The organism is Castellaniella sp., assembly GCF_049673105.1.
Classification (GTDB): domain Bacteria; phylum Pseudomonadota; class Gammaproteobacteria; order Burkholderiales; family Burkholderiaceae_B; genus Castellaniella.
Window position 1 is genome coordinate 1 of sequence record NZ_JBATXG010000010.1, and the last position, 18,467, is coordinate 18,467.

16 protein-coding genes and 1 other RNA gene are annotated in these 18,467 nt (G+C 64.1%); 2 read left to right on the forward strand and 15 right to left on the reverse strand.

What is annotated here, in order from left to right:
- Positions 1 to 222: 222 nt before the first annotated feature.
- The 10 genes from WBF69_RS03505 to tkt form a co-directional block, all read right to left on the reverse strand.
- A complete protein-coding gene (locus tag WBF69_RS03505; protein WP_424261279.1) occupies positions 223 to 1,011 on the reverse strand; it encodes an ABC transporter permease in 789 nt (262 codons plus the stop codon).
- Positions 1,012 to 1,075: 64 nt separating this feature from the next.
- Entirely contained in the window at positions 1,076 to 1,912 is an 837-nt protein-coding gene (locus WBF69_RS03510) for an ABC transporter ATP-binding protein (protein ID WP_424261281.1), read from the reverse strand.
- Entirely contained in the window at positions 1,905 to 2,951 is a 1,047-nt protein-coding gene (locus WBF69_RS03515; RefSeq protein ID WP_424261283.1) for an ABC transporter substrate-binding protein, read from the reverse strand. The genes WBF69_RS03510 and WBF69_RS03515 overlap by 8 nt, the downstream gene beginning before the upstream one ends.
- A gap of 117 nt (positions 2,952 to 3,068) precedes the next feature.
- Entirely contained in the window at positions 3,069 to 3,671 is a 603-nt protein-coding gene (gene recR, locus WBF69_RS03520; protein ID WP_424261285.1) for a recombination mediator RecR, read from the reverse strand.
- 1 nt (position 3,672) lies between these two features.
- Positions 3,673 to 3,999 (reverse strand): YbaB/EbfC family nucleoid-associated protein, encoded by a 327-nt coding sequence (locus tag WBF69_RS03525; RefSeq protein WP_424261287.1) that lies wholly within the window; start codon positions 3,997 to 3,999, stop codon positions 3,673 to 3,675.
- 44 nt (positions 4,000 to 4,043) lie between these two features.
- Positions 4,044 to 5,933 carry a DNA polymerase III subunit gamma/tau gene (gene dnaX, locus WBF69_RS03530; RefSeq protein WP_424261289.1) on the reverse strand — a complete coding sequence of 630 codons (1,890 nt, stop codon included), beginning with the start codon at positions 5,931 to 5,933 and terminating at the stop codon, positions 4,044 to 4,046.
- 31 nt (positions 5,934 to 5,964) lie between these two features.
- Positions 5,965 to 6,062: signal recognition particle sRNA small type (ffs, locus tag WBF69_RS03535), an RNA gene on the reverse strand.
- Positions 6,063 to 6,081: 19 nt separating this feature from the next.
- Positions 6,082 to 7,269 (reverse strand): phosphoglycerate kinase, encoded by a 1,188-nt coding sequence (locus WBF69_RS03540; RefSeq protein ID WP_424261291.1) that lies wholly within the window; start codon positions 7,267 to 7,269, stop codon positions 6,082 to 6,084.
- A 68-nt stretch (positions 7,270 to 7,337) separates the two neighbouring features.
- Positions 7,338 to 8,348 carry a type I glyceraldehyde-3-phosphate dehydrogenase gene (gene gap / locus WBF69_RS03545; RefSeq protein ID WP_424261293.1) on the reverse strand — a complete coding sequence of 337 codons (1,011 nt, stop codon included), beginning with the start codon at positions 8,346 to 8,348 and terminating at the stop codon, positions 7,338 to 7,340.
- A gap of 15 nt (positions 8,349 to 8,363) precedes the next feature.
- Entirely contained in the window at positions 8,364 to 10,409 is a 2,046-nt protein-coding gene (gene tkt, locus WBF69_RS03550; RefSeq protein ID WP_424261295.1) for a transketolase, read from the reverse strand.
- A 136-nt stretch (positions 10,410 to 10,545) separates the two neighbouring features.
- Between tkt and WBF69_RS03555 the strand changes: the two genes are divergently transcribed.
- On the forward strand, positions 10,546 to 11,268 hold the full coding sequence (locus WBF69_RS03555; RefSeq protein ID WP_424261296.1) for a 16S rRNA (uracil(1498)-N(3))-methyltransferase: 723 nt from the start codon (positions 10,546 to 10,548) through the stop codon (positions 11,266 to 11,268).
- Positions 11,269 to 11,284: 16 nt separating this feature from the next.
- On the opposite strand, the gene WBF69_RS03560 is transcribed toward WBF69_RS03555, so the two are convergent.
- The 4 genes from WBF69_RS03560 to WBF69_RS03575 all read right to left on the reverse strand — a co-directional run bounded on the left by WBF69_RS03560 (position 11,285) and on the right by WBF69_RS03575 (position 16,223).
- Positions 11,285 to 11,746 (reverse strand): barstar family protein, encoded by a 462-nt coding sequence (locus WBF69_RS03560; RefSeq protein ID WP_424261298.1) that lies wholly within the window; start codon positions 11,744 to 11,746, stop codon positions 11,285 to 11,287.
- A complete protein-coding gene (locus WBF69_RS03565) occupies positions 11,743 to 12,957 on the reverse strand; it encodes a patatin-like phospholipase family protein (protein ID WP_424261300.1) in 1,215 nt (404 codons plus the stop codon). Before WBF69_RS03565 ends, WBF69_RS03560 begins: the two co-directional genes overlap by 4 nt.
- On the reverse strand, positions 12,932 to 15,226 hold the full coding sequence (locus WBF69_RS03570) for an NADP-dependent malic enzyme (protein WP_424261302.1): 2,295 nt from the start codon (positions 15,224 to 15,226) through the stop codon (positions 12,932 to 12,934). Before WBF69_RS03570 ends, WBF69_RS03565 begins: the two co-directional genes overlap by 26 nt.
- Positions 15,227 to 15,311: 85 nt before the next feature.
- Complete coding sequence (locus tag WBF69_RS03575; protein WP_424261304.1) at positions 15,312 to 16,223, reverse strand: hypothetical protein; 912 nt, start codon at positions 16,221 to 16,223, stop codon at positions 15,312 to 15,314.
- A 58-nt stretch (positions 16,224 to 16,281) separates the two neighbouring features.
- On the opposite strand from WBF69_RS03575, the gene WBF69_RS03580 reads away from it, so the two are divergent.
- Positions 16,282 to 17,469, forward strand: coding sequence for a pyridoxal phosphate-dependent aminotransferase (locus WBF69_RS03580; RefSeq protein WP_424261306.1), 1,188 nt, complete (start codon positions 16,282 to 16,284; stop codon positions 17,467 to 17,469).
- Positions 17,470 to 17,476: 7 nt separating this feature from the next.
- Here the strand turns inward: WBF69_RS03580 and WBF69_RS03585 are convergent, their stop codons facing one another.
- Positions 17,477 to 18,388, reverse strand: coding sequence for a transglycosylase SLT domain-containing protein (locus WBF69_RS03585; RefSeq protein WP_424261308.1), 912 nt, complete (start codon positions 18,386 to 18,388; stop codon positions 17,477 to 17,479).
- Positions 18,389 to 18,467: the final 79 nt, after the last annotated feature.

Consider the following 18,467-nt stretch of genomic DNA (forward strand, 5'->3'; position numbering starts at 1 on the left):
GTCCGGCCTTTGGCCGGACTTCCCGGATCTGCCTCGTCCGCCAGGGCGGTGGACGAACTCGTCGCTGCGCTCCTCAAACACGTCCACCGAAATCCCCCTGGCTCCCTTCGTCAGCATCCGGCGCTGGTCGACTGGGCGCATGTAGCCTGCTGGCTTCCCGGACAGCTTGTCTCTGATCTGACAACCGCAAAGACGGTGTTGGTGTTGGTGTGGTGCGTCCGCTCAGGTCTTGTCTGCGGTCCCTGGGCCTGGCTGCCAGACCAGCAGCCGGCGTTCGGCCAGGGACACTGCGCCATCCAGCAACAGAGCAAAAATGGTCAGCACCACGATGCCGGCAAAAACCGTGTTGACGTCCAGTGTGCCTTCGGCCTGCAGGATCAGGTAGCCGACGCCGGCGGCGGAACCCAGGTATTCACCCACGACCGCCCCCACGAACGCGAGGCCTACCGATGTGTGCAGGCTGGAGAACACCCAGCTGGTGGCCGAGGGAATGTACACGTGGCGCAGCAACTGGCGGCGGGAAGCGCCCAACATCCGGGCGTTGTCCAGCAGGGTCGGCGAGACCTCGCGCACGCCCCGGTAGACGTTGAAAAAGACGATGAAGAACACCAGCGTGACGGCCAGGGCGACCTTGGACCAGATACCCAGGCCGAACCACATGCCGAAGATCGGCGCCAGGATCACGCGCGGCATGGAATTGGCTGCTGTTACGTAGGGTTCCAGCAGGGCGCTGGCCGTGCGCGACAGGCCCAGCCACAGGCCAAAACCCAGGCCGCCGATCGTGCCGATGAAAAACGCCAGGACCGTTTCCGACAAGGTAATCCACAGATGGCGGTAGATGCTGGCATCGGTGACGAACCAGGCCCAGATCACCTGGGCGACTTCGACCGGCCGACCAAAGAAGAAGGCGACATTGCGGTTCTGAGACGCCCAGTGCCAGATCAACAGGATCAGCACCAACAGGGTCACCTGCAGCAGTCGCAGGACAGGTCTGGGCAATTCAGCATTCATGATGAGAACAAGCTCCTGTTCAAGCCCCGGACGCACGCGCCGGCAGGCCGAGGGGATCGGTGGATCAGGTCCGTTTCTGCCGCTCGTAGCCCTTCAGGACTTCGTCGCGCAGCACGGCCCAGATACCCTGATGCAGTTCGATGAAGCGGGCATCCATGCGGACCTCGGCGACATCGCGTGGTCGGGGAATATCGATGACGAATTCCCCGATCGGATGGGTTTCAGGCCCGGCGGACAGCACGACGACCCGGTCGCTCATGGCGATGGCCTCGTCCAGATCGTGGGTGATGAACAGCACGGCCTTGCGGCGCGCCATCCACAGGTCCAGGACCTCGTTTTCCATCAGCTGACGCGTCTGGATATCCAGGGCCGAGAAAGGCTCGTCCATCAGGATGATGTCGGGATCACGGATCAGGGTCTGGGCCAGCATGGTGCGCTTGCGCATCCCGCCGGACATCTGGTGGGGATAGCGGTCTTCGAAACCGCCCAGGCCGACGCGACGCATCCAGTCGCGGCCCTGTTCGGTGGCATCCGCGCTGGAGACGCCGGCGAATTCCAGCCCTGCCGTGACATTGGCCAGCGCATTGCGCCAGGGCATCAAGGCCTCGCCCTGGAACATGTAGCCGGCCCGATGATTCACACCCCGCAAGGGTTCGCCAAAGACGCTGACCGAGCCCGAAGAAGGGTGCAAGAGGCCAGCCGCCATGTTCAACAATGTGGATTTTCCACAGCCAGTCGGCCCCACGACCGAGACGAACTCGCCCGGCGCGACGGTCAAGCTGGCATCGCGCATGGCCGTATAGGCCGATCCATCGGGCGAGGTGAAGGTGCAGGTGACCCGGTCGAGCAGCAGCGCGGGCGGCTGCTCGACCGCTGCGGTCTTGTCTTGCGGATCAGCCATGCGGATATTTCTGGTCGGCTTTGATGGCGAACTGGTTGGTCCAGATCCGTGAAATATCGATCTTGGTGCGATCGAAATTCGGCACGAATTCCGCCAAGGCGTTCAGGGCCGTCTGCGGGCCGTCTTCCGGCACCATGCCATCGGGAGAGAGGGCTTCGCGGTTGCCTTTCAGCGCCAGCTTGTACAGTTCGGGATCACCCAGCAAATAGGATTCGGGGACCAGCTTGGCAATGTCGTCGGGCGTCGCCGCCTGGATCCATTTGTCGGCTCGCACGATGGCATTGGCCAGGGCCTGGGTGGTGTTGGGATTGGCGTCAATGAAGGCCTGCGAGGTGTACAGGCAGCCGGACGGCATATTGCCGCCGAAAATCTGCCGCGCGTCCTTCAGGGTGCGCGTATCGGCGATGACCTGCAGCGCGTCTTCTTTGACCAGCGTGCTGATGACGGGGTCCAGATTGGCGATGGCATCGATCTGCCCCGTGCGCAGCGCTGTTACCGCCCCCGCGCCGGCGCCGACACCGATGTACGACACATCGGTGGGTTTGAGTCCATGTTGAGCCAGAAAGAAACTGGCCATCATATTGGTCGAAGACCCCGGCGCCGTCACACCGATTTTCTTGCCCTTCAGATCGGCGGGCGACTTGTAGTCGGACATGGTCTTTTTCGAGACCCCCAGCACGATCATGGGCGCCCTGCCCTGCAGAGCGAAACAGCGATAGAACTGGCCCTTGGACTGCAAATTGATCGTGTGCTCGAAGGCGCCGGACACGATGTCCGCACTGCCGCCAACCACGGCCTGCAAGGCCTTGGAACCACCCGCGAAATCTGCAATCGTGGCATCCAGGCCTTCTGCCTTGAAGTAGCCTTTCAGGTGCGCCACCGACAGCGGCAAGTAGTAGATCAGAGGCTGGCCGCCCACCGCGATAGTCAACGAAGACTTTTCCAGGGCAGTCGCCTGGGCGCGCGTCAGGCCTGGGATAGCACCCAGCAAACCCGCTGCGCCAGCGGTTTTCAGCAGTTCACGACGAGAAATCGACATGGTCTTGTCTCCATTATTGAATTGATGCTGAGCCAGCATAATAACGCGGATAAGACCGGAGATTGCGCCGTGCAACGACCGCGACCGCCCTTTGTCAGCCCCAGCGGCAGATCGCCGCTAACGGCGTTCCATCAAGGCCCAGGCGATTGTTCCGGCATCGACGTATTCAAGCTCTCCGCCGCTGGGCACGCCTCGGGCCAAGCGCGTGACCGTCAGTCCCCGTTCGCGCAGCATGTCGGACAGGTAATACGCCGTGGTTTCGCCCTCGGCGGTGAAATTGGTGGCCAGGATCACTTCGCGGACCTGGCCGTCGGTGGCGCGATCCAACAGGCGGGCAAACTGCACCTGATCCGGACCGATGCCTTCCAGCGGCGCCAGCCGCCCCATCAGGACGTAGTACAGGCCCTGATAGCCGTGGCTGGCCTCGATCATGTTCTGATCGGCAGGCGTTTCAACCACGCACAATAAGGAAGCGTCGCGGTCCGCATTCTGACAGGTCTCGCACAGCGGCGTCTGGGAAAAGGAATTGCAGCGCTCGCAATGGCATAGGCCGTTGACGGCATCGCACAGCGCCCCGCCCAGCTTCAGCGCCCCGTCGGGGTCGTTTTGCAGCAGGTGGTACGCCATGCGCCGCGCAGTGCGCACCCCCACGCCCGGCAAACCACGCAGGGCGTCGATCAACGCCCGCAGGGGTTCCGGTTCGGGCAGGTCTGCCGCCATGTCAGAACGGCAGTTTCATGCCTGCCGGCAAAGACATGCCCGCGGTCACAGCCGACATCTTTTCCTGGGCGGTGGCTTCGGCCTTGCGCTGAGCGTCGTTGAAAGCCGCCGCGACCAGGTCTTCGATCATGTCGCGATCATCGTCGAACAGCGACGGGTCGATGACGACGCGCTTGACGTCGTATTTGCAGTTCATGGTGACGGTCACCAGGCCACCGCCAGATGCGCCTTCGACGATCAAATCGGCCAGGGCGTCCTGAGCCTTTTTCATGTTTTCCTGCATTTGCTGGGCCTGACGCATCAAACCGGCAATCTGACCTTTCATCATGGCGATGTCCTGATTGGGTAAAGAGAGGGGAAAGAGAACAGGGACTATACCGCAGGCGGACGGACCGAGCCGGGCACGACGCGAGCGGCAAACTGTCCGACCAGGGCCTGAACCAGTTCGTCGCGATCCGCTGCTTGTTCGGCATCCTGCTGGCGTTGGGCGCGGGTGGCCTGATCCACCGCCGCCGCCGTATCGTCGCCCGTATCGCCGTACTCGACATCCAGACGCAGCACCCGGCTGAAGTATTCGGACAACACGGTGCGCAGCCGGTCGTGGGCACCGCCTTCGATCAGGGTATGGATCGCCACGCGCAGACGGATACGATGTTCATCCCCGCCCTGCCATTCGCTGTTCAAGGCCAGAGCCCGGGCAGCCCCTGTCACCGGCAGTTCCGCCGCCAAGGCTGGCCAATCCGATGCGGACAGGTGGGCGGGGTCGGGGACGTCGACGACGGCAGGCGCCGCAGAGCCCCCCTGCAGATCCGCCAGCCGGACCGGCAGGTCTTCGTCATCCAGCGCCATGATATCGGCTCCCGGCGCGCCATCGGCGTCCTCGGGCACATCCATCGTCCAGTCCTGGGCTGCGGGTTCGTGATCATCCGGAACCGGGGGCCGATCGGCACCGGCGGCATGACCGCCCAGTGCCGCGGGTTCAGAGACGGGCGCGGCGGCAGCCATCGGCGGGCGCGGCGGCGTGTGTGGTTCCGCCGGCACGACAGCCTGCGGCGGCGGTGACGCGACGGGGTCTTCCCAGGCGGGCGGCTCGGCGGCCACGGCAGGCGGTTCGGCAAGCGCTGCGGGCGCAGCGACGGACCGGCCCACCGGCGGGTCCAGCCGCACAGGCGGCACACGATCCGGCGGCAGCAGGGCCAGCATGCGCAGGCAGGCCATCACGAAGCCGGCGTATTCGTCCGGCGCCAGGGCCAATTCCTGGCGGCTGTGGACGGCAACGGCGTAGAACAGCTGCAGATCATCCGGCCCCAGGCTGGCCGCCAAGGTCTGGACGTCATCGGCCAGCGGATCATCCGCCTGGGCATGCCCCAGACGCTGGGCGATGGCGACCCGCGACAGCAACACCGCCAGATCGGCCAGCGCGGCCTGAAACGACAGGCCCCGCGACGCCAGCTCGTCGGCGACGGCCAGGACGCCCGGCGCATCCGCCGCCGCCAGCGCCTGCAGCAGAGCCACCAGGTGATGCTGATCCAGCGTCCCCAGCATTTCGCCCACCGCGGCAGCGGTGAGATTGCCTGCCGCATAGGAAATCGCCTGATCCGTCAGGGACAAGGCATCGCGCATGGAACCCGCCGCTGCCTGGGCGATCAGCCGCAGGCCCTGCGGTTCGGCGGGAATCGATTCCTGATCCAGGACCTGCTGCAGATGTTCGACGATGGCCGGTACCGTCATCTGCTTGAGATTGAACTGCAAGCAGCGCGACAGCACCGTCACGGGAATTTTTTGCGGATCCGTGGTGGCCAGAATGAACTTGACGTGCTCGGGGGGTTCTTCCAGGGTCTTCAGCATGGCGTTGAAGGCATGCCCGGTGAGCATGTGGACTTCGTCGATCATGTAGACCTTGTAGCGACCGGACGACGGCGCATACACCGCTTGCTCCAGCAGCTGGGTCATTTCGTCCACCCCACGATTGGACGCCGCGTCGAGCTCGATGTAGTCGACATAGCGCCCGGCATCGATCTCGGTGCAGGCCTGGCAATGACCACAAGGGGTTGCCGTGACGCCGTCAGCGCAGTTCAGGGATTTGGCCAGGATGCGCGACAGGGTGGTCTTGCCCACGCCCCGTGTGCCGGTGAACAGCCAGGCATGATGCAGACGCCCCGATGACAAGGCATGGGTCAGCGCCCGGACCACGTGATCCTGCCCGATCAGGGTATCGAAGGAACGGGGGCGCCATTTGCGCGCCAGAACGAGATAGCTCATGAGTCGGCCGCCGCCCGGAAGAGACAAAAGGAAAGGCGAGCCTGACTTCGGCACTGGTTCTGCACGGCTGTGGCTGCTTCGTTCCCGACCTGACCAGATTCACCGCCGAACCATGCGAAGGGGCCCGCCCCATGAATTCTAACAGACCTCAGGCGTTTCGCGCCTGCAAGGCGGCCACAGCCGGCAGCGTCTTGCCTTCCAGGAATTCCAGGAAGGCCCCGCCGCCCGTGGAAATGTAGCCCACCCGATCGGCAATGCCGTATTTGGCAATGGCCGCCAGGGTGTCGCCGCCGCCGGCGATGGAAAAACCATCGGATTCGGCGATGGCCTGAGCAATCACCTGGGTGCCGTTGGCGAAAGCATCGAATTCGAATACGCCTACCGGGCCGTTCCAGACGATGGTGCCTGCCTGACGCAACTGCTGCGCCAGCTGCGCCGCCGTCTGCGGGCCGATGTCCAGAATCAGATCGTCGGACGCCACGTCGGCAGCGGCCTTGATCGTGGCAGGCGCATCGGCGGCGAAGGTCTTGGCCACCACCACATCCACCGGAATCGGCACCTGCACGCCGCGCGCTTGCATGGCCTGCATGACGGCCTGGGCCTGATCGACCTGATCGGGTTCAGCCAGGGATTTCCCAATGGGCAGCCCTGCCGCCAGCATGAAGGTGTTGGCAATCCCGCCGCCCACGATCAGCTGATCGACCTTGTCGGCCAGGGCTTGCAGAATGGACAGTTTGGTAGAGACCTTGGACCCGCCCACGATGGCCACCATGGGGCGGCGCGGCGCCTGCAAGGCGCGGCCCAGGGCGTCCAGTTCGGCTGCCAGCAGCGGCCCGGCGCAAGCCGCAGGCGCGAAACGGGCCATGCCTTCGGTGGTGGCTTCGGCCCGGTGTGCGGTGCCGAAAGCGTCATTGACATAGACATCGCACAAAGCCGCCATGCGGCGCGCCAGATCCAGATCGTTCTTTTTTTCGCCCGGATTGCAACGGCAATTTTCCAGCAGCACGACCTCGCCCGCCGCCAATTCGACCCCATCCACCCAGTCGCGCACCAGGCGCACCGGGCGGCCCAGCAATTCAGCCAGGCGATCGGCGACCGGCTGCAAGGTATCGTCGGGGCCTACCACGCCTTCCTTGGGGCGGCCCAGGTGGGACGTCACCATGACGGACGCCCCGGCATCCAGCGCCAGCCGGATAGCCGGCACAGACGCCCGTACCCTGGTGTCTTCGGTGATTTTCCCCTGATCCAGAGGGACGTTCAGGTCGGAGCGGATGAACACGCGCTTGCCCGCCAGGGCGCCTGCCTGAGCCAGGCCGGAAAGAGTCTGTATCGACATGATTTGCCTTGAAGCACGGCAGCGCCCGCATCGGGCGCGCCGGCAAAACGATTACCGGGATCCCCGGCTTACTTGGCAGCCATCAGAGCGACCGTGGTATCGAGCATGCGATTGGAGAAACCCCATTCGTTGTCGTACCAGGAGCCGACCTTCACCAGGTTGCCGGACACCTTGGTCAGCCCAGCGTCCACGGTGCTGGAGGCCGGGTCGTGGTTGAAATCGACCGACACCAGGGGTTCGGTGGTGTAGTTCAGAATGCCCTTCAGCGGGCCTTCGGAGGCGGCTTTGAGGATGCCGTTGACTTCTTCCACCGTGGTTTCACGCGCGGCCACGAAAGACAGGTCGACGATGGACACATTGATCGTCGGCACGCGGATGGCGTAGCCGTCGAGCTTGCCGTTCAGTTCGGGCAGCACCAGGCCGACGGCGGAAGCGGCGCCCGTCTTTGTCGGGATCATGCTGTGCGTGGCCGAACGCGCGCGGCGCAGGTCGGAGTGATAGACGTCGGTCAGCACCTGATCATTGGTGTAGGCGTGCACGGTGGTCATCAGGCCGTTGACGATCCCCAGCTGTTGGTGCAGGGGATGCACCAGGGGGGCCAGGCAGTTGGTGGTGCACGAGGCGTTGGAGATCACCGTATCGGATGCCTTGAGCACCTGGTGGTTGACGCCGTAGACGATGGTGGCGTCCACATCTTTACCGCCGGGGGCGGAGATGATGACCTTTTTCGCACCGCCCTTCAGGTGGGCGGACGCTTTTTCCTTGGTGGTGAAAAAGCCGGTGCATTCCAGCACCACGTCGACCTTCAATTCGCCCCAGGGCAGATTGGCGGGGTCGCGATCGGCCAGCACACGGATGCGGTCGCCATTGACCACCATGAAATCGCCATCGACCTCGACCGTGCCGGGGAAGCGGCCATGAGCCGTATCGTAGCGGGTCAGGTGTGCGTTGGTTTCGGGATTGCCCAGGTCGTTGATGGCCACGATCTGGATATCGTGCTTTTTGCCGTCTTCGTAATGAGCACGCAGGATATTGCGGCCGATACGGCCGTAGCCATTGATAGCGACGCGGATGGTCATGAGAAAAGTCTCCCTTTACAAAAGTTGCTCGACCGTGGCCGCAACATGATCGGCCGTGAGGTTGAAATGTTTGAACAACACACCGGCCGGAGCCGATTCCCCAAACGTGTCGATACCGACGACGGATCCGGTCGTACCGACGTATTTGTACCAAGTAGCCGTGCCGCCCGCTTCGACGGCGACGCGCGGCAAACCGGCAGGCAGCACGGCGCTGCGCCAATCGGCATCCTGCGCATCGAACACCTGCGTGCAAGGCATGGACACCACCCGCGTGGCGATGCCGCGGGCAGCCAGGCTGTCCTGGGCCTGCAAGGCGAGTTCGACCTCGGACCCGGTGGCGATGATGACGGCGCAAGCGCCCACCATGTCGCGCAGCACATAACCACCACGCGCAATGGCGGCGGTGGTGTCCGCATCCCGGGCAATGAACGGCAGATTCTGGCGCGACAGCAGCAGCGCCGACGGCCCGCCATGTTGCACCGCCATGCCCACGCTGGCCGGACGCGCCAGCGCAGCCTGCCAGGCCACCGCAGTTTCCGTCGTGTCGCAAGGCCGCCAGACGTGCAGATTCGGGATCAGGCGCAGGCTGCCGGCATGTTCGATGGACTGGTGGGTGGGACCGTCTTCGCCCAAGCCGATGGAGTCATGCGTGAACACGTGCACCACGCGCTGCTTCATCAGCGCAGCCATGCGCAGGGCATTGCGGGAATAGTCGGAAAACGTCAGGAAAGTGCCGCCGAAAGGCAGGTAGCCGCCGTGCAGGGCCATGCCGTTCATGATGGCCGCCATGCCGAATTCGCGCACGCCGTAGTTGATGTGGCGTCCGGCCTGCAGACCGTCCGCAGCGGGGCGTACCGGTATGACGCCCTTCCAGTCGGTGAAGTTCGAGCCGGTCAGGTCGGCCGAGCCGCCCAGCAATTCGGGCAGGATATCGGCAAAGGCGGCAATCGCCTGCTGCGACGCCTTGCGCGAGGCGATGGATTCGGCCTTGTCCTGAGTGGACTGCACGTAGGCGCGGGCGCGCTCGGCGAAATCGACCGGCAGTTCGCCCGCCATACGACGGCACAACTGCGCCGCCAGTTCGGGGTGGGCTTCGGCATAGTGGTCAAAGCGCACCTGCCAGTCGGATTGCTGCTGGGCGCCGCGTTCGCGGCCATTCCAGTAGGCGTAAATTTCGCGCGGAATGTCGAAGGGCGGGTGGTTCCAGCCCATGGCCTTGCGGGCGGCGGCGATTTCTTCGGCGCCCAGCGGCGCGCCGTGGACCTTTTCGCTACCGGCCTTGGTGGGCGCGCCGCGCCCGATTTCGGTACGGCAGCAGATCAAGGTGGGACCGCGGCCCGAGGCGGCATGCGCACGCGCCTGGACGATAGCCGCATCCACGGCGTTCATGTCGTGGCCGTCTACGCCGCGCAGCACGTTCCAGCCATACGCTTCGAAACGCGCCGGGGTGTCGTCGGCAAACCAGTTCTGCACCTGGCCGTCGATGGAAATGCCGTTGTCGTCGTAGAACACGATCAGGCGCGACAGGCCCAGGGTGCCCGCCAGCGAGCAGGCCTCGTGCGAGATGCCTTCCATCAGGCAGCCGTCGCCCACGAAGGCATAGGTGTCGTGGTCGATGATGGTGTGGCCGGGGCGGTTGAATTCCTGCGCCAGCAGCGCTTCGGCCAGCGCCATGCCGACCGCGTTGGCCAGGCCTTGGCCCAATGGCCCCGTCGTGGTTTCCACCCCCGGCGTGATGCCGACTTCGGGGTGGCCGGGCGTTTTGGAATGCAGCTGGCGGAAATTACGCAGTTCGTCGATGGACAGATCGTAGCCGCTGAGATGCAGCAAGGCATACAGCAGCATCGAGCCATGCCCGTTGGACAGCACGAAGCGGTCGCGATCCATCCAGGCGGGATCAGACGGGTTATGGCGCAAATGCCGTGTCCACAACACGTGCGCGATATCGGCCATGCCCATGGGGGCCCCGGGGTGCCCGGAATTGGCTTGTTGGACAGCGTCCATGGCCAGAATGCGAATCGCATTGGCCATGGAAGGATCGGGGACGGGCAAAGCGCTCATAGGGTCTTGGGGGCGAACTACGCAGCCAGGGCCGCAAGCCTCGCCTTAACTCAGGATGACAAAGCTATGAATTTTACCACCCCGACCAGTCCGGTTTATAGTCCGAGCATTCACGCTGCAGGGACATGCCCCGCTTATGCCGACCGCCCGATTTTTCTGCCCGACGCCGCTGCAGGCCGACTCCCAGATCACCCTACCCGAGTCCCTGGCGCACCACGCCCTGCGCGTACTGCGCCTGCCTGCCGGCACGACGGTGATCCTGTTCGATGGACGTGGCGGCCAATACCCGGCGGTATTGCAGACACAGGGGCGCACCGCGCTGGCCGACGTGGGCCGTCACGAAACCGTCGAATGCGAGCTGCGCGGCCATCTGACCCTGATCCAGGGGATCGCCTCGGGCGACAAAATGGACTGGGTCGTGGAAAAAGCAGTGGAACTCGGGGTGAGCACCCTGATCCCCGTCGCCGCCGATCGCAGCGTCCTGCGCCTGAGCGGCCCGCGCCTGGAAAAACGCTTGGCCCGCTGGCAGGCGATCATCCAGGCAGCCAGCGAGCAATGCGGTCGCAACCGCCTGATGCAGATCCACGAACCCGCCCCGCTGCGCGATCACCTGGCAGCGTTAAACGGCCTGAGTCTGTTCTGCCACCCCGACGGCGACAGCGACTTTTCGCAGGCCCTGAGCAATGCGCAGGACACTCTGAATGTGTTGGTGGGTCCGGAAGGCGGCTGGTCGCCCGAAGAGCTGGACTTGGCCCGGCATCACGGACTGCAAGGCGTGCGCTTCGGACCCCGGGTGCTGCGCACGGAAACCGCCGGCCTGGCCATGACGGCGGCAGCGACAGCGCTGCTGGGCTGGTAGGCAGCCCAGCGCCCGATCAGCCGTCCTCGCGCCCTGAATACGGCGTGGGATCGACGCCCGGCTCAGGGGCCGGATGCGCACCTGCGTGCTGGATGGCATAGGCAAACACGCGTTCGTTGTTCTGACCGTATTCCACCACATCGTCGCATACCGCGCGGATGGCCTCAGCGTCTTCAGCCAGCGCCGGATCGCCGGAATGCAGGTGGCGGAACCATAGGAACAAGCCTGTTTTCTGGTCGCTGACGGTATCGCACAGGCAGTCATACAAAGCATCCAGATTGCCGCCGAAGAATTCAGGGTAATCAATGGCCTTCACCACCGCCCGCAACACAGCGGAACGGCTGCGCGCCCGATCACAGTCCACCACAAAAGCCACCAGGCCAGCTTCGGTGGCAGCCGCCAGCGCATCCTGTTCGGACACGGCCTGGGCGTCAATGGCCCCCTTGGCGAACATTTTGCTTATCTGGGCCAGACTCATGCGGGCCACTCCTTGAAAAAAGTGATGATTTCATCAGCATGGTTCATGCTATCTGCCCTGCCCAACGCGATCAGGTCCCTGGTATAGCCTGCTTCGAACAACAAATAGGATGCCAGCGCCCCCCCTGCCGCCTCGGTCTTGCGCGGCGACACCCCCAACACCCTGAACAAGGTCTGCACGGCGCGCGGCAATTCATGCAGATGGTCCAGCGCGATTTCATCCAGAGACCTGCTGGGGGCGATCATCAGGGTGTGGATGGGCCGCAATGACTCGCTTTTTAATCCATTTGCAGGGATTCGCGCAAGCAGCCCATTGATTCGCTCCATGCGCTCCATGTCGACCGAAATGCCGTCCAGGAAAATATTGGATAAAGTGTGGCCCGCAATCTGCGCCAGGCTGGGGTAGGCAGGGTTCAGTTCGCGGATGCCGGGCTGCGTTTCGTCCTGATAATTGGTGCTGATGACGAAGACCCGCTCGGCACCCAGATGGATGGCCGGACTGATGGGCGCCAACTGACGCATCGAGCCGTCGCCGCACCACAAGGTGCGATCGCCCACCAGAATTGCCCGCGCCGGGAATACAAAGGGAATGGCGCTGGACGCCAGCAAATGATCCACCCCGATGGGACAGGACACGGCACGCCGCAAGGTGCGCGTCCAGGGCAGGATGCTGCCTTCTCCCGCCTGATAAAAGGTCAGATGTTCTCCGGTCGTATAGGCGGCGGCGGTGATGGCCAGAGCCTTCAGGTGCCCGCGATCCAGATTGGTCTGCAGCCGGGAAAAACTGAGCGTTCTGCCCAACAGACCGGACAGTGGTTCGTTATCCAGCAGGGAATGCGGCGCATAGCGGGACAGTTGTGGCCGAATCCAGCCCAGGGTGAGCATGCCCAGCCACTGCAGGCCGGTGCGCATCAAGCGGGGCGCATCGGAATAATAAATGTCGCGCGTATGCAAAGACTGCCACAGTTCGCACAGGTGATTGATGGCCCGGTGCGGCTGATGGGCGCGGCACGCCAGGGCGGCGGCATTGATGGCGCCGGCTGAAGTGCCGCAGACGATATCGAAGGGATTGCGAAAACCGGCGCTGCCATCCGGGTCCAGGATGCGCAAAACGCCGGACAGCACACCCGCCTGGTAAGCGGCGCGCGCGCCGCCCCCCGTGAGGACCAGGCCGACCTGTGGTCGGTCAGGAACGTCGTGGCTTATTGGCATCGACCACCGTCAGGGCCGCCATGTTGACGATCCGGCGCACGGTGGAACTGGACGTCAGGATATGCACCGGCGCATTGGCGCCCAGCAGGAAAGGCCCGACGGCCACGTTGCCGCCGGCAGCGGTCTTGAGTAGGTTGTAGGCGATATTGCCGGCATCCACATTGGGGCAGACCAAGAGATTGGCCTCGCCGTGCAGCGTGGTGGTCGGCAGGATGCGCGCCCTCAGGGCAGGATCCAACGCGCAGTCCCCGTGCATTTCACCGTCGATTTCCAGGTCCGGATCGCGTTCGCGCACCAAGTCCAGCGCCGCACGCATCTTTTCACCGGAAGACGAACTGCCGGTGCCGAAGTTGGAACGCGACAGCAAGGCGGCCTTGGGCTCGATGTTCAGGCGGCGCATTTCCTCGGCGGCCATCAGGGTGATTTCCGCGATCTGCGCCGCATCCGGATTGTCGTTGACGTGCGTATCGGCCAGAGCGATGGTGCGCTCGTCCAGCAGCAGGATATTCATGGCGGCATAGGTCTGCGCGCCCGGCTGCAGGCCCAGCACCTCGTCGATGAAGCGCAGGTGATTGCCGTATGAACCCACCGTGCCGCAGATCATGCCGTCAGCATCGCCCAGATGCACCATCATCGCGCCAATCAGGGTCAGGCGGCGGCGCATTTCAACCCGCGCCATTTCCTTGGTGATGCCGCGCCGGCACATCAGTTCCCAGTAAGTCGTCCAGTAGCGATGGAAGCGATCATCGTGTTCGGGGTTGGTGACCTCGACGTCCTCGCCCAGGCGGATGCGCAGGCCGTATTTTTCGATGCGCGCCGCCAGCACGGCGGGGCGACCGATCAGAATGGGGCGAGCCAGGCGTTCGTCCACGACGATCTGCACGGCGCGCAAGACGCGTTCGTCTTCCCCTTCGGCAAAGACGATGCGGGCTTTGCCGCCCTCGCGCACCATCGCCCGCGCAGCGGAGAACAAGGGCTTCATGAAGGCGCCGGAATGGTAGACGAACTGTTCCAGCTGTTCAGCATAGCTATCCAGGTCTGCCAGGGGGCGCGTGGCCACGCCATCGTCCATGGCTGCCTTGGCGACCGCCGGTGAAATGCGCACGATCAGGCGCGGATCGAACGGCTTGGGGATGAAATAATTAGATCCGAAAGAGACGTCATACAGGCCATAGGCCGCCGCGACCACATCGTTCTGTTCTTCGCGGGCCAGCTTGCAGATGGCCATGACGGCGGCCTTTTCCATGCCGCGCGTAATCGTGGTCGCGCCCACGTCCAGCGCCCCGCGGAAGATATAGGGGAAGCACAGGACATTGTTGACCTGATTGGGGAAATCGGACCGCCCGGTCGCGATGACCACGTCGTCGCGCGCCGCCATCGCATCGGACGGCAGGATTTCGGGATTGGGATTGGCCAAGGCCAGCACCAGCGGGCGAGCGGCCATTTTCTTGACCATGTCGGGCTTGAGCACACCGCCCGCCGACAAGCCCAGGAACACATCGGCATCATCGATGATGTCGTTCAGCGTACGGGCATCGGTCTTTTGCGCGAAGCGGGCTTTTTTCGGATCCATCAGGACAGTGCGGCCTTCGTAGACCACGCCCTCGATGTCGGATACCCAGATGTGTTCCAGGGGCAGGCCCATGTCCATCATCAGTTCCAGGCAGCCCAGAGCGGCGGCGCCGGCGCCCGACACCACGACTTTGACCTTGGAGATGTCCTTGTCGACGACTTCCAGGCCATTGATGAAGGCGGCGGTCACGCAGATGGCCGTGCCGTGCTGATCATCGTGAAAGACCGGGATCTTCATGCGCTCGCGCAGCTTGCGTTCGACCTCGAAGCATTCCGGGGCTTTGATGTCTTCCAGGTTGATGCCGCCGAACGTGGGTTCCAGCCCGGCGATGATATCCACCAGTTTGTCCGGGTCTTGTTCGTTGATTTCGATGTCGAATACATCCAGGCCGGAAAATTTCTTGAACAGCACGGCCTTGCCTTCCATCACGGGCTTGGACGCCAGCGCCCCGATATTGCCCAGACCCAGCACTGCCGTCCCGTTGGTGATCACCCCCACCAGATTGCCGCGCGCGGTGTAGCGAAAGGCATTGTGGGAATCGGCGACGATTTCCTCGCACGCTGCCGCGACTCCGGGGGAATAGGCCAGCGCCAGATCCCGCTGGTTGGACAACTGCTTGGTGGGAGTCACCGAGATTTTGCCGGGACGGCCATGTTCGTGATATTCGAGCGCCGCCGCGCGCAGGGATTCGTCCATCGTGTTGCCTTGTCTAGTTATATGAGGGGTGCTGCCATTCTAGCTGCTTGCACAGATCACGGGTATGGTCTGGCGCGCATGCCGATCATGTGTCGACGCCATGCAGATCCTGCCCCTGTGACGGAAATAATCCATCGGGATCGAACAAGGCCCGCACCGCCCGATCCGCTGCCCGCTGCGCCGCGCCGGGACCAGGGCGATTGCCGTAGCGGGACTCGTAGGGTCGGTCCGCCGGCGCCCCCTGCCGTTCATCGAACACCAGCCATTCGACCCAACCCAGTTCCCCGCCATGCCCCAGCAGCAGATGGGAAAGGTTGATCGTCTGCCCCTGAGCAGGACTGAGCGCGTCGAGCCGATAACGGGCATCCCAGTACGGCCCCTTGGCGTCGCGCAGATCCGCATTCAATTCGAACAAGCGCGGAATCATGCCCTGGACGCGCATATTGTCCAGCGGCTTGCGGTTGTCCACGCCAAAAGCCCCCAGGTTGGCATGGGTGCCATCGGCCAGCAGGACCAGGGCATGCGTCAGGCCGCTGTCCGCGGTCTGCCCGATGGACCAGTCGCAGCTGCGCCGGTCCGCCAGCCAGGCGGCCACGGTCAGGTGCGGCGGCTGATCGCGAAATTGCGGCAGGCCGGCAGATTCCAGATCGCCTATCAGGCAACCCGGCTGCACGAACCAGCGCGGGTCGTCCGGCCCCAGGCGTTCGCAACGGGACATGGCGGAACCGGGTTCAAGCCACAGCACGGGCGAGTCGTCCAGCGAACACGCGCACGGCACACCATCGAGCGCCATCGTGATGCCGTATTCACGGCACAGGGCGCGCGCGTGGTAGACATCCTGCATGTGGCCCGGCACCAGCCGGGCGCTGCCGGCGGAAGTAGTGAAGTCATAGACCTGCCCCTGGGCGACGCGCCTCAGGCGGGCTAAAAAGCTTTCCCAGGGGGATTGCTCAGTACGGCGGCCAACCAGAAAAGCGCGGCGCGACGACGACTGCATAGAAGGCTCCTGGCCAAGGCTACAATTGATCTTTTAGACAATGCGGTAGAGATACGTCATGGTCCGACTGGCCGACAGAACCCAACGCACGGTGCCATTCTACGCCGTGGAAGTCCTGAAACAGGCGCAGGCGCTGGCTGCCCAAGGCTGCGACATCGTCAGCCTGGGCATCGGAGAACCCGACTTCACGGCCCCGGCCCGTGTGCTGGAAACCCTGAACAGGGCAGCCGATGCCGGCCTGAGCGGCTACACGGCTCCCGCCGGCATCCCTGCCCTGCGCGAGGCCGTGTCCCACTACTACGAGACACACTTCAACGCCCGGATCGATCCGTCCCGCATTTTGATCACCGCCGGGGCATCGGGCGCCCTGATGCTGGCCACTCTGGCCCTGATCAATCCCGGCGACGAGGTCCTGATGCCCGACCCGTCCTACCCCGCCAACCAGAACTTCATCACGGCGGCGGGGGGCACCGCGCGGCTGATTCCAACCGACGCCGAACACCGCTTCCAGCTACGGGCGGAAGACATCGCCGCCCACTGGGGGCCGGCCACGCGCGGCGTCCTGATCGCCTCGCCCAGCAATCCGACGGGGACATCCATGCCCCGCGATGCGCTGCGGGCGCTGATCGCAGCCGTGCGAGAACGCGGGGGCTTCGTCATCATGGATGAAATCTACCTGGGCCTGTACTACGACGACGCCCCCAAAAGCGCCTTGACGCTGGATGACGACATCGTGGTCATCAACAGCTTCTCGAAATATTTCCACATGACGGGCTGGCGCCTGGGCTGGCTGATGGCCCCCACGGCCCTGATGCCGGCCATCGAACGGCTGGCCGCCAGTCTGGCGATCTGCGCCCCGGCGCTGGCTCAGCATGCGGCGCTCAGCTGCTTCGAACCCGAAGTCATGCAGATCTACGAACGCCGACGCTTGTCCTTCAAGGAACGGCGCGACTACCTGCTGCCGCAATTCGCGCGGCTGGGCCTGGATGTGCCCGCCGCTCCGGACGGGGCCTTTTATATTTTTGCCGACATTCATGCCCTGGGCATGGACAGCACCGAATTCTGCCACCGCCTGCTGCACGAAGCGGGGGTCGCCTCGGTGCCGGGCCTGGACTTTGGCCAAGTCCATGCCGCCCGGACCGTGCGTTTTTCCTATGCCACGGGGCTGGATCGCCTGCAGGAAGCCATTACGCGCATGGAAGGATTCCTGGAAACCGTGCGATCGCGGGCCGTGCCGGCGGCATAGGCACAATTCAGCCCTTGCCCAGCGGGATGCCGGACGCCAGCGCAATGCGGCGGCGTTCGGCCAGAACCTTGGCCCCGTAACCCCCGTCGGTCGGGCCGGTGGCCCCGACATAACAGGCCAGACCGCCCTCGACCGAGCCGCGCCGACGGATACAGTCCGCCAGGATCTGGGTGCCGATGCGGATATTGACCACGGGATTGAAGATGGCGGACTGCCCGCCATGCACCCGCAATTTGTCCCGATGCACACGGCCCATGATCTGCATCAGGCCCTGCGCGCCGACCGAGCTTTCCACAAAAGGGTTGTAGCGGGATTCAATCGCGATGACGGCCAGCACCAGCTGGGGGTCCACTTTGAGTTCTTTGCCCATCCTGAAGGCGACGCGCACCAAGGCCCCCGACACACTGGAAGCGATCCGGTATTTGCGCGACAGATAGCTGCGCAACCCTTGCTCCTGGGCCGCCGTGATCCCTGGAATACCCTGATCGCGCATGCTGGCGGATAAGGCCTGCATGAAATCGGACGGGCTGGCGGGCACCTCGGCAGGCGGGGTTTGGGCGTCGGCTGCCGCAGCCGGAGCGGCAGTCGGCGGCGAGACCTGGTCCGGCGCGGGCTTGCTGTCCGGCGTATTCGCGGGGGCGGCGCTATCCTGTTCCGGCGCCTGATCGGTCGGCGACGCCCAGGCATAATCGGCATCGCTGCCGCCATAGCCAGCGCCATCCGCCTGGAACATGGTCAGCACCACTTGGTGCAGTTGCTGGGACTGCTGACGCATCGAAGGCAGAACGAGGCTCAAACCCAGTGTCGTCAACACCGCCAGCCCCAGGTAAATAGCGCTGACGTGGATGAATTCATTGACCGGAGACAGCACGGCGCGCAGACCGTGCCGCAAGCGCTCAGCCAGCAACCTTGCGACCATGGACGCCTCCGGCAGCCGCTAAGACGGGGGGAATGGTAATCTTTGGCACGACGACACTGTAACCTGATTGACCATACTC

What these genes read in the sequence shown, in the direction of transcription:
- WBF69_RS03505 (WP_424261279.1), bottom strand. Translation starts at nt 1,011, where the DNA reads ATGAATGCTGAATTGCCCAGACCTGTCCTGCGACTGCTGCAGGTGACC.
- WBF69_RS03510 (WP_424261281.1), bottom strand. Translation starts at nt 1,912, where the DNA reads ATGGCTGATCCGCAAGACAAGACCGCAGCGGTCGAGCAGCCGCCCGCG.
- WBF69_RS03515 (WP_424261283.1), bottom strand. Translation starts at nt 2,951, where the DNA reads ATGTCGATTTCTCGTCGTGAACTGCTGAAAACCGCTGGCGCAGCGGGT.
- recR (WP_424261285.1), bottom strand. Translation starts at nt 3,671, where the DNA reads ATGGCGGCAGACCTGCCCGAACCGGAACCCCTGCGGGCGTTGATCGAC.
- WBF69_RS03525 (WP_424261287.1), bottom strand. Translation starts at nt 3,999, where the DNA reads ATGATGAAAGGTCAGATTGCCGGTTTGATGCGTCAGGCCCAGCAAATG.
- dnaX (WP_424261289.1), bottom strand. Translation starts at nt 5,933, where the DNA reads ATGAGCTATCTCGTTCTGGCGCGCAAATGGCGCCCCCGTTCCTTCGAT.
- WBF69_RS03540 (WP_424261291.1), bottom strand. Translation starts at nt 7,269, where the DNA reads ATGTCGATACAGACTCTTTCCGGCCTGGCTCAGGCAGGCGCCCTGGCG.
- gap (WP_424261293.1), bottom strand. Translation starts at nt 8,348, where the DNA reads ATGACCATCCGCGTCGCTATCAATGGCTACGGCCGTATCGGCCGCAAT.
- tkt (WP_424261295.1), bottom strand. Translation starts at nt 10,409, where the DNA reads ATGAGCGCTTTGCCCGTCCCCGATCCTTCCATGGCCAATGCGATTCGC.
- WBF69_RS03555 (WP_424261296.1), top strand. Translation starts at nt 10,546, where the DNA reads ATGCCGACCGCCCGATTTTTCTGCCCGACGCCGCTGCAGGCCGACTCC.
- WBF69_RS03560 (WP_424261298.1), bottom strand. Translation starts at nt 11,746, where the DNA reads ATGAGTCTGGCCCAGATAAGCAAAATGTTCGCCAAGGGGGCCATTGAC.
- WBF69_RS03565 (WP_424261300.1), bottom strand. Translation starts at nt 12,957, where the DNA reads ATGCCAATAAGCCACGACGTTCCTGACCGACCACAGGTCGGCCTGGTC.
- WBF69_RS03570 (WP_424261302.1), bottom strand. Translation starts at nt 15,226, where the DNA reads ATGGACGAATCCCTGCGCGCGGCGGCGCTCGAATATCACGAACATGGC.
- WBF69_RS03575 (WP_424261304.1), bottom strand. Translation starts at nt 16,223, where the DNA reads ATGCAGTCGTCGTCGCGCCGCGCTTTTCTGGTTGGCCGCCGTACTGAG.
- WBF69_RS03580 (WP_424261306.1), top strand. Translation starts at nt 16,282, where the DNA reads ATGGTCCGACTGGCCGACAGAACCCAACGCACGGTGCCATTCTACGCC.
- WBF69_RS03585 (WP_424261308.1), bottom strand. Translation starts at nt 18,388, where the DNA reads ATGGTCGCAAGGTTGCTGGCTGAGCGCTTGCGGCACGGTCTGCGCGCC.